At 71.3% G+C, this 15,443-nt stretch carries 14 protein-coding genes; 10 read left to right on the forward strand and 4 right to left on the reverse strand.

Translation table 11 applies throughout. From position 1 onward, the window contains the following. Positions 1-7: 7 nt before the first annotated feature. Both RKD05_RS12000 and RKD05_RS12005 read left to right on the forward strand, forming a co-directional pair. Positions 8-319: a Dabb family protein gene (locus RKD05_RS12000; RefSeq protein WP_424710281.1), complete on the forward strand. Its 312-nt coding sequence runs from the start codon at positions 8-10 to the stop codon at positions 317-319. Positions 320-324: 5 nt separating this feature from the next. Continuing rightward, positions 325-1,371 (forward strand): zinc-dependent alcohol dehydrogenase, encoded by a 1,047-nt coding sequence (locus RKD05_RS12005; protein WP_231901738.1) that lies wholly within the window; start codon positions 325-327, stop codon positions 1,369-1,371. A 29-nt stretch (positions 1,372-1,400) separates the two neighbouring features. Here RKD05_RS12005 and RKD05_RS12010 read toward each other — a convergent pair whose 3' ends face one another. Together RKD05_RS12010 and RKD05_RS12015 are read right to left on the reverse strand one after the other, a co-directional pair. Then, positions 1,401-2,093: a helix-turn-helix domain-containing protein gene (locus tag RKD05_RS12010; protein WP_424710283.1), complete on the reverse strand. Its 693-nt coding sequence runs from the start codon at positions 2,091-2,093 to the stop codon at positions 1,401-1,403. Positions 2,094-2,212: 119 nt separating this feature from the next. Next, the gene (locus RKD05_RS12015) at positions 2,213-3,253 is read right to left on the reverse strand and encodes a ketopantoate reductase family protein (protein ID WP_063256358.1); all 1,041 of its coding nucleotides are present in this window, start codon (positions 3,251-3,253) and stop codon (positions 2,213-2,215) included. A 125-nt stretch (positions 3,254-3,378) separates the two neighbouring features. Between RKD05_RS12015 and RKD05_RS12020 the strand changes: the two genes are divergently transcribed. From RKD05_RS12020 to RKD05_RS12055, 8 genes are all read left to right on the forward strand, one after another. Beyond that, positions 3,379-4,824 carry an amidohydrolase family protein gene (locus RKD05_RS12020; protein WP_424710284.1) on the forward strand — a complete coding sequence of 482 codons (1,446 nt, stop codon included), beginning with the start codon at positions 3,379-3,381 and terminating at the stop codon, positions 4,822-4,824. Between the two features lie 133 nt (positions 4,825-4,957). After that, positions 4,958-6,337, forward strand: coding sequence for an amidohydrolase family protein (locus tag RKD05_RS12025; protein WP_424710285.1), 1,380 nt, complete (start codon positions 4,958-4,960; stop codon positions 6,335-6,337). 57 nt (positions 6,338-6,394) lie between these two features. Further along, entirely contained in the window at positions 6,395-7,360 is a 966-nt protein-coding gene (locus RKD05_RS12030; RefSeq protein WP_424710286.1) for an ABC transporter permease, read from the forward strand. 104 nt (positions 7,361-7,464) lie between these two features. Further along, positions 7,465-8,649, forward strand: a complete 1,185-nt coding sequence (locus RKD05_RS12035) for a substrate-binding domain-containing protein (protein ID WP_424710288.1) — start codon at positions 7,465-7,467, stop codon at positions 8,647-8,649. Further along, positions 8,649-11,159: an ATP-binding cassette domain-containing protein gene (locus RKD05_RS12040; protein WP_424710289.1), complete on the forward strand. Its 2,511-nt coding sequence runs from the start codon at positions 8,649-8,651 to the stop codon at positions 11,157-11,159. The genes RKD05_RS12035 and RKD05_RS12040 overlap by 1 nt, the downstream gene beginning before the upstream one ends. Positions 11,160-11,209: 50 nt before the next feature. Beyond that, positions 11,210-12,592, forward strand: coding sequence for a M24 family metallopeptidase (locus RKD05_RS12045; RefSeq protein ID WP_264631858.1), 1,383 nt, complete (start codon positions 11,210-11,212; stop codon positions 12,590-12,592). After that, positions 12,592-13,497: an NAD(P)-dependent oxidoreductase gene (locus tag RKD05_RS12050; protein ID WP_424710290.1), complete on the forward strand. Its 906-nt coding sequence runs from the start codon at positions 12,592-12,594 to the stop codon at positions 13,495-13,497. Before RKD05_RS12045 ends, RKD05_RS12050 begins: the two co-directional genes overlap by 1 nt. Next, the gene (locus tag RKD05_RS12055; RefSeq protein WP_424710292.1) at positions 13,494-14,198 is read left to right on the forward strand and encodes an SDR family oxidoreductase; all 705 of its coding nucleotides are present in this window, start codon (positions 13,494-13,496) and stop codon (positions 14,196-14,198) included. Before RKD05_RS12050 ends, RKD05_RS12055 begins: the two co-directional genes overlap by 4 nt. Here RKD05_RS12055 and RKD05_RS12060 read toward each other — a convergent pair. Both RKD05_RS12060 and RKD05_RS12065 read right to left on the reverse strand, forming a co-directional pair. Next, positions 14,191-14,874 carry a GntR family transcriptional regulator gene (locus tag RKD05_RS12060; RefSeq protein WP_424710293.1) on the reverse strand — a complete coding sequence of 228 codons (684 nt, stop codon included), beginning with the start codon at positions 14,872-14,874 and terminating at the stop codon, positions 14,191-14,193. The two genes, RKD05_RS12055 and RKD05_RS12060, sit on opposite strands and share 8 nt — an antisense overlap. Next, on the reverse strand, positions 14,871-15,395 hold the full coding sequence (locus tag RKD05_RS12065) for a VOC family protein (RefSeq protein WP_424710295.1): 525 nt from the start codon (positions 15,393-15,395) through the stop codon (positions 14,871-14,873). The genes RKD05_RS12060 and RKD05_RS12065 overlap by 4 nt, the downstream gene beginning before the upstream one ends. Positions 15,396-15,443: the final 48 nt, after the last annotated feature.

Here is a 15,443-nt window from a genome sequence, read left to right on the forward strand (position 1 = left end):
GGACCGCATGATCCTGCACGCCGCCCTGTTCACCTGGAGACCCGAGGTCGGCCCCGAGGAGGTGGAGGCGGTGACCGCGGCGCTCGAGGAGATGGCATCCGGTCTCTCCATGCTCCGGGGGTATCGCTGCGGCGTGAACCTCCGTCTGCGTCCGAGCCCCGCCGACTACGCCGTGGTGGCGCTCGTCGCCGACGAGGAGGCGCTCGCCGCGTACCTCGACTCGCCCGCGCACGCCGCGGTGTACGAGGCGCACCTGTCGCGGATGATCGAGTCGCGCCAGGCCGTGCAGCTCGCCGTGCCGGACGGGGTGGCCCTGTGACGCGCATGCGCGCGGCGGTGCTGTACGGTCCCGGCGACCTGCGCATCGAGAGCCGCCCCGTGCCGACCCCCGGTCCGGGCGAGGCGCTCGTGCGGGTGAGCGGGTGCGGCGTGTGCGGATCGGATGCCACGGAGTACTCCCGCGGCCCGGTCCTCACGCACCTGCCGGTCGTGCTCGGCCACGAGTTCACCGGCACGGTCGAGGCGGTGGGCGACGGCGTCGACCTGCCGCTCGGCGCACAGGTGGTGTGCGGAGCCGGAATCTCCTGCGGCGAGTGCAAGCCGTGTCGGGCCGGACGCACGAACCTCTGCCGGCGCTACCGGACGGCGGGGCTGCAGATCGACGGCGGGCTCGCGGAGTTCGTCCGCGTGCCCGCCGCGACGCTGCTCGACGTCACGGCGTGGGGCCTGGCATCCGACACTCTCGCCCTCGCGCAGCCCATGGCCATCGCGGTGCACGCGGTCGCGCGGAGCGGTCTGTCCGCGGGGCAGGATGCCGTCGTCCTCGGGATCGGCGGGATCGGCGCCTTCCTCACCTACGCCGCCGCGTCCGTCGGGGCGCGCGTGCTCGCGGTCGACCGGTCCGAGGCGCGCCTCGCGCTCGCCCGCGACCTGGGTGCCGAGCGCACGCTGCTCGCGGGGGAGCAATCCGTCGCGGCCGAGCTCGCGGCGTCCGGCCGCGAAGCCGACGTGCTGTTCGAGGTGAGCGGCTCCCGCGCGGGCTGGGACGAGGTCGTCGCCGCGGCGCTGCCCGGCGCGGTGCTGGTGCCCGTCGGCATCCAGCGGGAGGACGTCCCGGTGCCGCTCGGCTCCTGGACGCTGCGCGAGTACACGATCGTCGGGACCGTGGCCCACGCGATCGCGGCCGACCTGCCGCGCGCCGTCGAACTCCTCGCGGGGCGTCCGGACTGGACCGACGTCGCCGACGAGGTGCTGCCGCTCGACGAGGTCGCGGGGGGTGCCCTCGAGCCGCTCACACGCGGGGGGTCGCGACAGATCAAGACGATCATCGACCCGACGGCGTCACGGCGCCGCGTGGCCCGCCACTCCTGAGGCTCCCATCCGGGGGAGCGCCGGTCGGGTCAGCGGTCGAGATCGTCCATCGCCCGAAGGACGTCGACCGCTGATCCGATCGTGTCGCGCGGGGCGCTGAACTGGTGTCCGGCCGAGGGCATCGCCTGGTTCTGCTCGCGGCGCCCCACCACGAACCAGATGCCGCGCGCGATCGCGTCGCTCTGGTTGATGTAGAGGTGGGGGCGCACCGAGTCGAAGTGCAGGCTGTCACCGGCGCGCAGGGTGTACGTGTCGAACTCCAGGCGCAGCGTGAGCTCGCCCTCGAGGAGGTAGGCGTACTCCACACCGGCGTGCCGCATCATCTTGCCCTCGACGGAGCTCGAGGCGCCCGGCTGGTAGGTCACGAGCAGAGAGTCGGCCGGGCCGACACCGGCGGCGAGACGTTCCCACCGCACGCCGTTCTCCATGTCGAGGACGGCATTGTCCGCGGCGTGCTGCACGGTGGGGTCGGTGGGACGCGGCTCGGGCGTCGGGACGGCGGCGCCCGTCGGCGGCGCCGGCGAGACGCCGAGCAGTTCGTCGATCGAGATGCCGAGGTGCGTCACGATGGCGTAGAGCGTCGATACCGAGGGCTGCGTCTTCCCCGTCTCGACCTGCGAGATCAGGCTGGCCGAGACGCCGAGCGCGCTCGCGACGCTCCGCAGGCTCATCCCGCGCTCGAGCCGTGCGTCGCGCAACCTGCTGCCGATGTCGTCCGTCATGTCGGCGCCTCCTCGTCCGAAGGCGGTGACCCCGATCACGGGTGCCCCGCCTCTCGCGAGACCACGCTACCGGCCGATGCGCGCACATCCTGTGCGCCGCGCCTGAACACGGGCGGGCCTCACCCGCGTCCGGGGACGTCCAGCAGGGCGTCGACGTTGGCGGCGGAGCGTGGCATCCGTCCGGCCTCGATCTCCTGGGCCAGGCGCACGGTGTGGGCGTTGTAGGGGGCGTCCTGGCCTGCCGCGGCGAGCACCGAGACGACGAGCCCGTTCACTTCCTGGTACTCGGCGTGGCGACCCTTCATCCAGTCCTGCAGAACAGTGGTGTTCGTGTCGGGGAGCGAGAAGCTGTCCAGCACCTCGCCGAGCAGGTCGGCGGCGTAGCGGTCGGGGTCGGTGACGGCGTCGTCGGAGAGGCCGAAGATCGGCACGAGGCGGCTGCCGTCGGCGAGCGCGGCGCGCGCGGCCTCCTTGCCGCACTCGATCATGAAGTCGTGTACGCCGGGGAGCGCGACGGCGGAGGCCAGGGGGAGGTCGAGGATCGCGGACGGGACGAGCTCGCCGGCGTTGGCGACGAGCTTCATCCACTTCGACGAGCGGATGTCGGGGGAGACGTCCACGCGGCCGGTGTGTGAGAGCACCGCCTGGACCTCGTGCTCGCGGCCTCGGGCCGCGTCGTCGTAGGCGCCGACCGCGAACCACGAGCCGGCGACGGGCGTCTGGCGGTTCACGATGCCGGGTTCGAACATGTTGGATGCCACCTCGATCACGGCGCCCATGGTCCGGTGCGCGCCCACGGCGGCGGCGATGGCATCCTGGGTCATCCCGTTCTGGAGCCCCACGACGAGGCCGTCCTCGGCGACGTGGGGGGCGATGAGTTCGGCGACCCAGCGCGTGTCGTACGCCTTGACGACGATGAAGACGATGTCGAACGGTTCGCGCAGCGTCGCGACCTCGCACAGGTGCAGGGGATGCACGGGCGTGACGTGCGTCTCGCCGGGGAGGCGCACCTCGATGCCCCGGGCGCGCATGGCTTCGACGTGCGCGGGCCATTGCTCGATGTAGGTGACATCGAGACCGGCGCGCAGCAGATCGGCGCCGACGCTGGCTCCCTGGGCGCCCGTGCCGAGGACGGCGATGCGGGGGCTCGTTCGTGACATGGGTCCTCCTTGACCGCGGAACGTTCGCTGAGACTTTACAAATCTGGGAGCGACTGTACATTCGTGTGTAGTTCAGCACAACGCCGGGTCGAGGACGATCCCGGTCGGATCGCGAGGGAGCGACCATGCGCACACTCATCCGCAACGTGGCGGCGGCCACCGTCGACCCGGAACTGGGCGACCTCGCCCGGACCGACATCCTCATCGAGGACGGCGTCATCCGGGAGATCCGCCCGGACATCGCCGTGGACGACGCATCGTTCGATGGAGAGATCGTCGACGGGACCGACAAGATCGCCATCCCCGGGATGGTCGACACCCACCGCCACACGTGGCAGACGGCTCTTCGCGGCATCCTGGCCGACGGGAACATCCCCGACTACCTGCGCGGCATCCGGCTGCACATGGCTCCGCTCTACCGCGCCGAGGACATGTACGCCGGCAACTACGTCGGCGCGCTCGACGCGCTGAACTCCGGCATCACGACCATCGTCGATTACTGCCACAACATCCTCGATCCGGACGGCGCGCACGCGGCCGTCACGGGACTGCGGGATGCCGGCATTCGGGCGCTCTACGCCCACGGGCTGACTCCCATCACGACCAACACGTGGAGCCAGTCGCGCGGGGGCTCGACGGCGGGAGCCGACCCCGCGGCCTTGGCCACGCGGGCCATCCTCGCCCGCCGCATCCGCGAGGAGTACTTCTCCAGCGACGACCAGCTCCTGCGATTCGGGATCGCCCCGCAGGAGCTCGCGATCGCGCCCGTCGCCGACGTGGCCGCGGAGTTCCGTCTCGCCCGCGAACTCGGGGCGCGCATCACGTTCCACGCCAATCAGGTCATGGTGCGGCAGCTGTTCCAGGACGTCGAGGTGCTGCACGCCCACGGGCTGCTCGCCGACGATCTGCTGCTCGTGCACTGCACGTTCAACACCCCGCACGAATGGGATCTGCTCGACGACAGCGGTGTCACGGTGTCGGTCTGCGCCGAGACCGAGATGCAGATGGGCATGGGGTATCCGGCGATCGCCGAGGCCACCGCGCACACCGCGGGACCGAGCCTCGGCATCGACTGCGTCTCGGGCAACGGCGGCGACATGGTGTCGCACAGCCGGCTCGTGCTGCAGGCCACGCGCTACCGCGCCGACGAGCCCGAGTACGCCGCGATGCGGGCGCCGCAGACGATGTCGTGGACGACCAAGGACGCGTTGCGGTGGGCCACGCTGAACGGGGCGCGGGCGGCCGGCGTCGATCATCTCGTCGGCTCGCTGACGGTGGGCAAGCGTGCCGACATCGTGCTCGTGGACATGTCCGGGATCAGCCAGGTCGGCTGGAATCGCGCGGATCCGACGGGCGCGGTGGTGTCGCAGGCGCACGCCGGATGCATCGACACGATCTTCGTCGACGGGCGCGTCGTCAAGCGCGGCGGGGTCCTCACGCACGTCGACCTCCCGGCCGCGACGGCGACCCTCGAGCGCTCGCACGAGTACCTGTACGACCGCATGGGCGGCGCGGGGGAGTTCATCCCGCAGCCGCCGATCGACATCCCGCTGTACCGCGAGCGCGCGTGAATTTCAGCAGCGCTGGACGAACTGAACACAGTGATAACAAATACTTGACACGTTCAGTGCTGCTTTCTAGCATCCAATCAACGAACACCACCGGCGCGACGACGCTCCGGTTCGACGAGGGAGTCACCACCACATGAGCACGCGCACGCTGCTGCGGGGAGGGACCGTGATCACGGCCGTCCGTCCCGGCGAGGTCCTCACCGACACCGACATCCTGATCGGGGCCGACGGAACGATCGAGGCCATCGGACAGGGCCTGGATGCCGCGGACGCCGAGGTCATCGACGTCCACGGCCGCATCGTGCACCCCGGCTTCGTCGACACCCACCGCCACACGTGGCAGTCGGTCGTCCGCAACCTCGCTTCGGACTGGTCGCTCACGGAGTACCTCGCGGGTCTGCACACCGGTCTCAGCAAGCACTTCCGTCCCGAGGACACCTACACGGGCAACTACCTCGGTGCGCTCGAGGCGCTGGACTCCGGCATCACGACGCTCGTCGACTGGTCGCACAACCTCGCGACCCCCGAGCACGCCGACGCTGCCGTCGCCGCCCTCAAGGACACCGGGATGCGCGCCGTTTTCGCCCACGGCGGCGGGGCCGAGCAGTGGGGGAGCCTGCCGTCGGCCAACGTCCACCCCGCCGACGCTCGGCGCGTGCGCGACGAGCACTTCTCCTCGGAGGGCGGCCTCGTCACGATGGCCCTCGCGCTGCGCGGTCCGCAGTTCGTCACCCCCGAGGTCAACGTCGCCGATTTCCAGCTCGCCGCCGACCTCGACCTCCGCGTCACGATGCACGCCGGCGACGGGTACTGGGGCAAGTCGGGCCCGATCCGCAAGATGCACGCCGACGGCCTGCTGTCCGACCGCATCACATATGTGCACTGCTGCACGCTGGGCGACGACGAGCTGAAGCTCATCGCCGACAGCGGCGGCACCGCCTCGGTCGCGCCGGACGTCGAGATGCAGATGGGCCACGGCTTCCCCGCCACCGGCCGCCTGCTGCGGGCCGGCATCCGTCCGACCTTCTCGATCGACGTGTGCAGCTCGAACGGCGGCGACATGTTCGCCACGATGCGCACCGCGATCGGCATGCAGCGCGCGCTCGACAACGCCCCGTCGGTCGACACCGGCGAGGTGCTCGAACGGATCAGCCTCACGTGCGCCGACGTCGTGCAGTTCGCCACGATCGACGGCGCCCACGCCGCGGGTCTCGCCGACACGACGGGCTCGATCGCGGTGGGCAAGGCCGCCGACATCGTCGTGCTCGACGACCGCTCGCTCGCCCTCACGCCGCTGAACAACCCCATCGGCAGCCTCGTCTACTCGGCACACCCGGGTCTCGTCCGCGACGTGTTCGTCCAGGGGCGCCGGGTGAAGAAGGACGGCGAGCTCGTCGGCGTCGACATCGCCCGGCTGAAGGCGGATGCCGAGTCCTCCCGCAGCTACCTGCTCGGCGAGATGCCCGAAGCCCGCCTCGACGGCACGTGGCACCCCGCCCTGGTGACGGCATGACCGATCTCGCCGTTCCCGCGCGCATCGCCCCCGAAGGACCACGGGTCCACGGCGCGGATGGTGCTGGCGTGGCCGGGGACCCGGGCGCTCATCGCCGTCGCGGCACTGTTCCTGATCAGCCCGCTGATCGCACCGGGCAGCGTCGGGCCCACGGCCATCGTGTCGATGCTGCCGTTCGCGGCGCTGATCGCGATCGTCGCGATCGGTCAGACCCTCGTCATCCAGCAGGGCGGTCTCGACCTGTCGATCCCGGGCGCCGTGACGCTCGGCGCGTTGATCGTCGCGCGCTTCGGCGGCGACGACGCGCTCGGTCTCCCCGCGGCGATCACCGTCGCGATCGTCGCGACCGCGGCGTTCGGCCTGGCCAGCGGCCTGGTCATCACGCTTTTCGGTCTCCCGCCGCTCGTCGTCACCATCGCGGTCAACGCGCTGATGATCGGCACCGTCCAGGCCCTGTCCGGCGGATTCGCCACCCAGAGCCCGGACGCCCTCAACCAGTTCGCGCTCAGCCGCTGGGGTGGCATCCCCGTCCTGGTGTTCTTCGCCCTCGTGCTGACGCTCGCCGTCCACGTCGTGCTGAAGCTCACCCGACTCGGCCGCCGGTTCGAACTCGTCGGCGAGAACCCGCGCAGCGCCGCGAATCTCGGCATCGGGACGCGCGGGTACACGATCATCGCGTACGTGCTGTCGGCCGCGCTCGCCGCCGTCGGCGGCGTGCTGCTCGCGGGGCTCCTGCGCACGCCCACGCTCACCGCCGGCGACGACTACCTGCTGCCCTCGATCGCGGCGGTGGTGCTCGGTGGCACCGCCCTCACGGGCGGGCGGGGAAGCGTCGTCGGCACCGCGCTCGGCGCACTCTTCCTGGCCCAGCTGACCCAGCTCGTCCAGACGTTCACGCAGGCCACCGCCGTGCAGAACATCGTGCAGGCGCTGATCATCGGCGTCGGCATCGTCGCCCAGCTCCAGCTGGGCGGCTCCACCTCCCGCATCCGGAACCTCATGCGACGGCGTCCGGGAGCCTGACACCGGCTCATTCCCGACCGCGACCCATCCGGGTCGACGGGCGATCCGTCGCGCCCGAAACCCGTCCCCGCATACCCGATCACCACTCGAAGAGGAGTACCCCCATGATCACCACAGCACCCGCACGGCGAGCAGGTCTCGTCGTCCTCGCGCTCGGAGCGCTGGTCCTCGCCGGCTGTTCGTCGACCAACAGCGCCGGCGGAGGCGGCGGCACCGACGGTGCCAGCAACCTCACCGCCGACATCGCCGCCGGCAGCACGGGCACCGTCGACCAGTTCACCGACATCTCGGCCGTCTGCCCCACGGACGGCAAGAAGGTCTCGGTCGGCGTCGTCGACGGCTACGGGACCAACACGTGGTCCAAGACCGTTCTGGCCGAGATCCAGAGCGAGGCGGCCAAGTGCTCCGCCATCTCGGGCGTCGAGTTCATCGCCGGCCGCGGCGACCTCGAGGCCACGACCTCGGGCATCACGAGCCTCGCCGCCAAGGGCACGAACATCATCCTCGTCATCCCCGACGCCGGTCCCGGTGAGGCGCACCTCCCCGCGATCCGCCAGGCCACGCAGGCCGGTTCCACGGTGGTCGCCTTCGCCTCCGACCCGCAGGGCACGGCCGGCACCGACTACCTCGACTACACCGACCAGATCCCCGCGTTCGTCGGTAAGTCCAAGGCGCAGTGGATCGTCGACCAGCTGGGCAGCGCCGGCGGCAACGTCGCCTTCTTCGGCGGTCCCTCGGGGGCCCTGGTGTCCACGCAGGAGTTCGCCGGTGCCAAGGAGGTGTTCGACGCCAACCCGCAGATCAAGCTCGTCAACACCGAGCCGATCTGGACCAACTGGGACCCGGCGCAGGCGCAGCAGGCGATGGCGGGCGTCCTCTCGCAGGGCACGCCGATCAACGCGATCATCGCGGACTACGGCGCCTCCGCGTCGGGCATCATCCGCGCGTACGAGGCCGCGGGTCAGCAGCTGCCGATCCTCACCTCGACCGATGACAACTCCCTCAGCTGCGGCTACGCCGACCTGAAGGCGAAGAACCCCGGCTACGAGCTGGCCACCGTTTCGTCGCGCACCTGGATCGGTCGCGTGGCGCTGCGCAAGGCCCTCGCCGCCGTCGCGGGCAAGTCCGACACCGAGCCCTCGCTGTACGAGCTCGCGCTGTTCGAGGACTCCACCGGCAAGACGGCCGGCGCTGTCACGCCCGACAAGGCGTGCCTGTCGTCCGCCCCGTCCGACGCGACGCCGTCGACGCTGCTGACCGCCGACGAGATCACGAAGCTCTTCGGCTGATGAACGAGACCCCCACGACCGTGGCATCCGCACTCACTCTCTCGGGCATCACCAAGACCTACCCCGGTGTCACCGCGCTGGACGCGGTCTCGGTCGACATCGCCGCCGGTCGCGTGCACGCCGTGCTCGGCGAGAACGGCGCCGGAAAGTCCACCCTCGTGGGGATCGCGGCGGGGTCGGTGGTGCCGGATGCCGGCACCATCGGCCTCGCCGGGCGCGAGTTCGATCGCATCCGCCCTGCCGAGGCGCGGGAGGCAGGACTCGCCATCGTCTACCAGATCCCCGCGCTCGCTCCCTCCCTGAGCGTGGTGGATGCCGTCCTCCTACTGCTCCCCGCGAGCAAGCGCCCCTCCCGTCGCACGGCGGCCGCCTGGGTCAGCGCGCACTTCGAGCGTCTGTCGCTGAAGATCGACCCGCACGCTCTCGTGTCGTCGCTCTCGCTGCGCGAGGCGCACCTCGTCGAGATCGCCGCCGCCCTGGCATCCGACCCCCGTGTGCTCGTGCTCGACGAACCGACCGAGGCGCTCGGCCCGGAGGAGACCGCGTGGCTGTTCGCCCAGGTCCGGGGGCTGCTCGAGAAGGACGTCGCGATCGTCTACATCACGCACCGGATCCCCGAGGTGATGGAGATCGGCAACGACCTCACCGTGCTGCGCGACGGCCGCGTCGTCGGGCGCGGCCTGGTCGCGGACTTCACCGCGGATCAGGTGGTCGAGCTCATCGTCGGGCGGTCGCTCGAGACGACGTTCCCCGACAAGCCCGCGGCTCCGGCCGCGACGGCGACGCCCGCGCTGGAGGTCCTGGAGCTCAGCGGCCCCGGGTACGACAACGTCTCCTTCTCGGTGTACCCCGGCCAGATCATCGGTCTCGCCGGCGTCGAGGGCAACGGCCAGCGCCGCGTGCTCCGCGGCATCGCCGGCGGAGGCGCGACGGGCGGCCGGGTGCTCGTGAACGGCGAGGAGATCTCGACCCGCTCCCGCCGGTCGGCGTCGTCCGCGGGGGTCGTGTTCCTCCCCGGCGACCGCATCGGCGAGGCGATGTTCGGCAAGATGTCGATTCGCGAGAACGCCGTCGCCGGGGCCCTGCGCGCCGCGATGCCCGGCGGCCTCGTCCGCCGGAGCCGCGAGTACGAGCTGACCCGCGAGGGCGTGGCCGGACTCGCCGTGAAGACCCCGCACTTCGAGGTGCCGGTGTCGGCGCTGTCCGGCGGCAACCAGCAGAAGGTGCTGCTCGCCCGGGGACGCCTCGGCGACCCGAAGGTGCTGCTCGTCGAGGACCCCACGCAGGGCGTCGATGCCGGCGCGCGCGTGGACATCTACGCGTTCCTGCGCGAACTCGCCGCCTCGGGCGTCGCGGTCGTCGTGCTGTCGACGGATGCCGTCGAGCTCGAGGGACTGTGCGACCGGGTCGTGGTGTTCTCCCGCGGCCGTGTGCAGACGACCCTCATCGGCGACGACGTCGACGAGCGCGCGATCACGGGCGCCGCGGTGATGTCTCACGAGACGGCATCCATCGAAGTCGCTCGCGACACGCGCCGTCGGTCGCGCGGGTTCCTGGCGGGGGAGACGCAGGCCGTCGTCCTCCTCGGACTCGCCGTCGCGCTGTCGATCGTGGCGTCGTTCGCGTCGTCGGCGTTCCTGAGCCCGCTCAGCATCAGCCAGCTGCTGGCGGCGACGAGCGTCCTCATCTTCGTGGGGCTCGCGCAGCTCGTCGTCGTCATGACCGGCGGCATCGACCTGAGCATCGGGTCGGTCACGGCGCTGTCGGCGGTGATCCTGTCGTTCTTCGCGCAACAGGGGATCGGCTACTTCCTCGTCGGCCTCGTGCTGGCGCTCGCCGCGGGTGCCGCGGTCGGGTGGGTCAACGGCCTCCTCGTCACGCGCCTTTCGCTGCCGCCCGTGATCGCGACGCTCGTGAGCTCGATCGCGGTGCTGGGTCTCGCGCAGGTGCTGCGTCCGAGTCCGGGCGGCTCCGCCCGCGCGGACGTCCTCACGACGCTCGGCCTCGCGATCGCGGGGGTGCCGATGATCCTCGCGCTGGCCGTGGCGATCGCGGTGGTGATGTGGTTCGTCATCCAGCGCACCCGCGGCGGTCGCGCCCTGCGCGCTGCGGGATCCGACCCCGTCAAGGCCAACCGCATGGGCGTCCGCGTCCCGCGCACCCGGTTGCTCGCCTCCGTCACCGCGGGCGTGCTCGCGGCCCTGGCCGGACTCGCGGTGTACTCGCGGTCGGGCATCGGCGACGCCAACGCGGCGCAGGCGCTCACCCTCACCTCCGTGACGGCCGTCGTCATCGCGGGCGCGAGCATCTTCGGCGGTTCGGGCTCGGCCCTCGCCGTCGCCGCAGCCGGGCTGCTGCTGCAGACCGTGACGAGCGCCCTGGCGTTCCTGTCGCTCGGGCTGTCCTGGCAGTACTGGATCCAGGGCGCGTTCGTGCTCTTCGCCGCCGTCGTCCCGCTCGTCATGGCGCTCGTGCGCCGCGGTCGCTCACCGGGCACGCGAGCCGGCTGACCGCTGCGTCGTCCCCCTTCGGAACCCTCAGACCTCTCGGAAAGGCCATCATGAAGAACACCGGAACCACCGGCACCAACGGTGTCGACTGGGAGGCGCGCGTCGACTTCGACCGCCTCCGCGACGAGCGTCTCGCGCGCGTGAAGGCGGAGCTGGAGCGCTCCGACCTCGGTGCGGTGCTCGCGTTCGACTTCTCCAACATCCGCTACATGACCGCGACGCACATCGGCACGTGGGCGATGGACAAGCTCATCCGCTTCAGCCTGCTCACCCGCAACACCGACCCGATCTCGTGGGATTTCGGATCCGCGGCCAAGCACCACGCGCTGTACAACCCGTGGCTGGACGTGACGTCGTCGGAGATGGATGCCGATCCCCACGCGCCGCACGAGGGCACCAAGCGTCCGCGGCTCGAGTCGGGGGCGCGGGCGGGCATCTCGACCCTCCGCGGAGCCTTCCCGCCGGATGCCGGGATCGCCGAGGAGGTCGCGCGCAAGATCAAGCGCGAGCTGGAGAAGTTCGGGGTCGCCGACCAGCCGCTCGGCGTCGACGTCATCGAGCTCCCGATCCTTTTCGCGCTTCAGCAGGTCGGCATCCGGGTCGTTGACGGCCAGCAGGTCTTCATGGAGGCCCGGCGCATCAAGACGAACGACGAGATCCGACTCCTCACGCAGGCGGCGTCGATGGTGGACGCGGCGTATGAGGACCTGTACCGGTTCCTGCGCCCCGGCGTCCGCGAGAACGAGGCGGTGGGGCTCGTCGCCAAGACGCTGTACGACCTCGGGTCCGAGTACGTCGAGGGCGTCAACGCGATCTCGGGCGAGCGCTGCTCCCCGCACCCGCACGTGTTCTCCGACCGGCTGATCCGGCCGGGCGACCCCGCGTTCTTCGACATCCTGCACAGCTGGAACGGCTACCGCACGTGCTACTACCGCACCTTCGCGGTCGGTTCGGCGAGCACGAAGCAGAAGGATGCCTACACCCGGGCGCGCGAGTACATGGACCGCGCGATCGCCCTCGTGCGTCCCGGTGCCACGACCGCCGACATCGTTTCGGTGTGGCCGACGGCGCAGGAGTTCGGCTTCGCGGATGAGGAAGCGGCGTTCGCCCTGCAGTACGGCCACGGGGTCGGCCTGTCGATCTGGGAGAAGCCGATCTTCTCGCGGCTGGTGTCGTTCGACCACCCGGAGGAGCTCAAGGAAGGCATGGTCTTCGCCCTCGAGACGTACTGGCCCTCCGCGGACGGCTGGGGCGCCGCGCGCATCGAGGAGGAGGTCGTGGTCACCGCGGACGGCTGCGAGGTCATCACGAAGTTCCCCGCCGAAGAGCTGCTGATCGCCGGTCCCCGGTACATCGCGGTCGGCGGCCCGCTGAACAACCAGCGCGACTCGCAGTCGCACCTGAACACGACGTGGGGCCGCGGGGAGGCGTGATGGCGTCGGTCGGATTCCTCGGCCTCGGCTCGATGGGGGCGGCGCTCGCTCGCCGCCTCGTCGACGCCGGCCACGACGTGCACGTCTGGAACCGCTCGCGCGGGCCCGTCGACGACCTCGTCGCGGTCGGGGCCGTGGCCTGCGCGACGCCGGGCGAGGCGCTCGCGCACCCGGTGTCGTTCTCGATGCTCGCCGACGGGCCCGCGGCCCTCTCCGTCCTGGATGCCGGATCCGTGGCATCCGCGACCGGCGGCGTCCACGTGAACATGGCGTCGATCAGCCCCGCGGAGGCGGGGGAGCTGCAGCGGCGATTCGCGGCAGCGGACGCCCGGTACGTCGCCGCTCCCGTGCTCGGGCGGCCGACCGTCGCCGCCGAGGGCAAGCTCAACGTCCTCGTCGCGGGCGCGCCCGACGACGTCGCCGCGGTCGAGCCGTTCCTGCAGCTGTTCGCCGCGCGCCTGTGGCCGCTCGGGGCGGAGCCGTCGACCGCGAACGCCGTGAAGATCGCGGTGAACTACGACATCATTCACGCGATCCAGGCCATCGGCGAGTCGGTCGCCCTCGTCGAAGCGCGCGGCGTCGATCCCGGACTCTTCGTCGAGATCCTCACGTCGACGCTGTTCGCCGGGGTCGTGTACAGCGGCTACGGCGGGATGATCGCGCGGCAGGCGTACGACCCGCCCGGATTCGACGTGGCCCTTGGCTACAAGGATCTCCGGCTGAGCGCCGAGATCGCGGGCGAGACCGGGACGCACCTGCCGACCCTGGCCGCGCTCACCGCGGTGTTCGAGCGGGCGCTCGCCGAACCCGACCTCGCGCGCCTCGACTGGGGCGCCGCGGCCGAAGTCACCCGGCGGGGGCTCCTGCCGGCATCCGATGACGAACGAGAAGGAGGTGCGGCATGAGCCGCAGGTATCTGGTGGTGGGGGGCACGTCCGGGATCGGACGCGAGATCGTCGCGTCACTCGCCGCGGACGGCCACGAGGTGACGCTCACGGGTCGTGACCCGATCGCCGCCCAGGCGATCGCCGCGGAGATCGGCCCGAACGTCCGCGGGATCGCGGTCGACATCTCCGAGCCGGAGGACATCGCCCCCGCCCTCGCCGACGTCGGCGAACTGGACGGCCTCGTGCTCGCCGCGATCGAGCGCGACGCGAACACCGTGCGCGACTACGACATCGCCCGCGCCCGGCGCCTGGTGACCCTCAAGCTCGTGGGGTACACCGAGACCGTGCATGCGCTGCTCGATCGGCTCGTGCCCGCGCGTTCGACCGGCATCGTGCTGTTCGGCGGCCGCGCGAAGGATGCGCCGTACCCCGGCTCCATCACCGTGTCGACCATCAACGGCGGTGTGGAGGGGCTCACCACCGCCCTCGCGCTCGAGCTCGCGCCGCTGCGCGTGAACGCCCTGCACCCGGGCATCATCGGTGACAGCCCGTTCTGGGCAGGAAAGCCCGCGGGCGTCCTCGAGGGCTACTCGTCCCGCACGCCCGGCGGTGAACTCGCGACGATGAACGACGTGGTGGATGCCACCCGGTTCCTGCTCCACAACGAGGGCGTCTCGGCCACCAACCTCTACGTCGACCGGGGCTGGCGCATCACCTGATGCCGGGCGCGTCGCCGAAGATCTCGGGATGCCGCTCCAGCTCGATGCGCGTGCGCCGGATGTGGCGCTCGAGCACGTGGGCGGCCTCTTCGGCGTCGCCGCGGCGGAGGGCGGCGACGAGCAGCCGGTGGTCGAGGTGCGCGGTGCCGTCGTGGCGGGCGTGCGCCGCGGTGACGAAGGCGCGGCGGTAGTGGTGCGTCCGGTTCCACAGGCCCACGACCGTGTCGCCGAGCATCACGGTGCGCGCCGGCGCGTAGGTCGCGAAGTGGAACTCCCGATCGTGGCGCAGGAAGTCCTCGGCATCCGCGTGCTCCATGCGTGCGGCCAGGTCGTCGAGGGCGTCCAGGTCGTCGGGGGAGAGCAGCGGCGCGCTCATCCCGAGGAGCACCGGCTCGATGCGCTCGCGCACGAGGTAGAGCTCTTCGCATTCGGCGAGCGTGAGGCGCGAGACCCACGCGCCCGAGTTGGCGACGAGCGTCACGAGTCCCTCGGCCTCGAGGATCCGCAGCGCCTCGCGCACCGGGATGCGGCTCGTGGTGTGCCGGGCCGCGAGGTCTTCTTGCCGGATCCGGGTCCCGGGCGGATGGATGCCGCGGAGGATCTCGTCGCGCAGGGTGTCGGCGATCCCCAATCCGGCGCGGCCGTGGTCTCGCGCGAGGGGCATGAGCTCGGTCATTCGGCGGGCCTCGCGGGGTGCCAGAGCAGCGTCTCGGCGTCGCGCTCGTAGGCCTTGCCGTCGGGGAAGCTCACGAGCTCGAACTGCATGCCCCACGGGGCGCGGAAGTAGATCCAGCGCTGTCCCGCCGAGGCGGCGCCGCTCACGACCGGCTCGCCCATGACGTCGACGCCGTGCGCGCGGAGGTGGGAGACAGCGGCATCCAGGTCATCGACGTACAGCGCGAGGTGATGCCCGCCGATGTCGCTGTTGCGCGGGGGAGGAGCCTGTCCGTCGGCGGCGTCGTACGCGAAGACCTCGAGGTTCGTGCCGTTGCCGAGGCGGTAGAAGCGAATCTCGCGGATCGCCGTCCGCGGGTGGACGCCGAGCTGTCGCGTCATCCAGTCGCCCTCGCCGCTGCGTGCGGGCAGCGTGTACACCGGCACAGCACCGAGGACGTCCACGAGGAAGGCCTCGGCCTCGTCGAGATCGGGCACGGTGAAGCCGATGTGGTCGCTGCCACGCAGTCCCGGAAGTCCCATGTCGCATCCTCCATTGGATCCATTGACGCCGCTCGAGGCGCCTTCCGA

Source organism: Microbacterium sp. SLBN-111 (assembly GCF_049739645.1).
In the GTDB taxonomy this organism is placed as follows: Bacteria; Actinomycetota; Actinomycetes; order Actinomycetales; family Microbacteriaceae; genus Microbacterium.

What these genes read in the sequence shown, in the direction of transcription:
- RKD05_RS12035 (WP_424710288.1), top strand. Translation starts at nt 7,465, where the DNA reads ATGATCACCACAGCACCCGCACGGCGAGCAGGTCTCGTCGTCCTCGCG.
- RKD05_RS12065 (WP_424710295.1), bottom strand. Translation starts at nt 15,395, where the DNA reads ATGGGACTTCCGGGACTGCGTGGCAGCGACCACATCGGCTTCACCGTG.
- RKD05_RS12005 (WP_231901738.1), top strand. Translation starts at nt 325, where the DNA reads ATGCGCGCGGCGGTGCTGTACGGTCCCGGCGACCTGCGCATCGAGAGC.
- RKD05_RS12015 (WP_063256358.1), bottom strand. Translation starts at nt 3,253, where the DNA reads ATGTCACGAACGAGCCCCCGCATCGCCGTCCTCGGCACGGGCGCCCAG.
- RKD05_RS12055 (WP_424710292.1), top strand. Translation starts at nt 13,494, where the DNA reads ATGAGCCGCAGGTATCTGGTGGTGGGGGGCACGTCCGGGATCGGACGC.
- RKD05_RS12025 (WP_424710285.1), top strand. Translation starts at nt 4,958, where the DNA reads ATGAGCACGCGCACGCTGCTGCGGGGAGGGACCGTGATCACGGCCGTC.
- RKD05_RS12020 (WP_424710284.1), top strand. Translation starts at nt 3,379, where the DNA reads ATGCGCACACTCATCCGCAACGTGGCGGCGGCCACCGTCGACCCGGAA.
- RKD05_RS12010 (WP_424710283.1), bottom strand. Translation starts at nt 2,093, where the DNA reads ATGACGGACGACATCGGCAGCAGGTTGCGCGACGCACGGCTCGAGCGC.
- RKD05_RS12000 (WP_424710281.1), top strand. Translation starts at nt 8, where the DNA reads ATGATCCTGCACGCCGCCCTGTTCACCTGGAGACCCGAGGTCGGCCCC.
- RKD05_RS12030 (WP_424710286.1), top strand. Translation starts at nt 6,395, where the DNA reads ATGGTGCTGGCGTGGCCGGGGACCCGGGCGCTCATCGCCGTCGCGGCA.
- RKD05_RS12050 (WP_424710290.1), top strand. Translation starts at nt 12,592, where the DNA reads ATGGCGTCGGTCGGATTCCTCGGCCTCGGCTCGATGGGGGCGGCGCTC.
- RKD05_RS12040 (WP_424710289.1), top strand. Translation starts at nt 8,649, where the DNA reads ATGAACGAGACCCCCACGACCGTGGCATCCGCACTCACTCTCTCGGGC.
- RKD05_RS12045 (WP_264631858.1), top strand. Translation starts at nt 11,210, where the DNA reads ATGAAGAACACCGGAACCACCGGCACCAACGGTGTCGACTGGGAGGCG.
- RKD05_RS12060 (WP_424710293.1), bottom strand. Translation starts at nt 14,874, where the DNA reads ATGACCGAGCTCATGCCCCTCGCGCGAGACCACGGCCGCGCCGGATTG.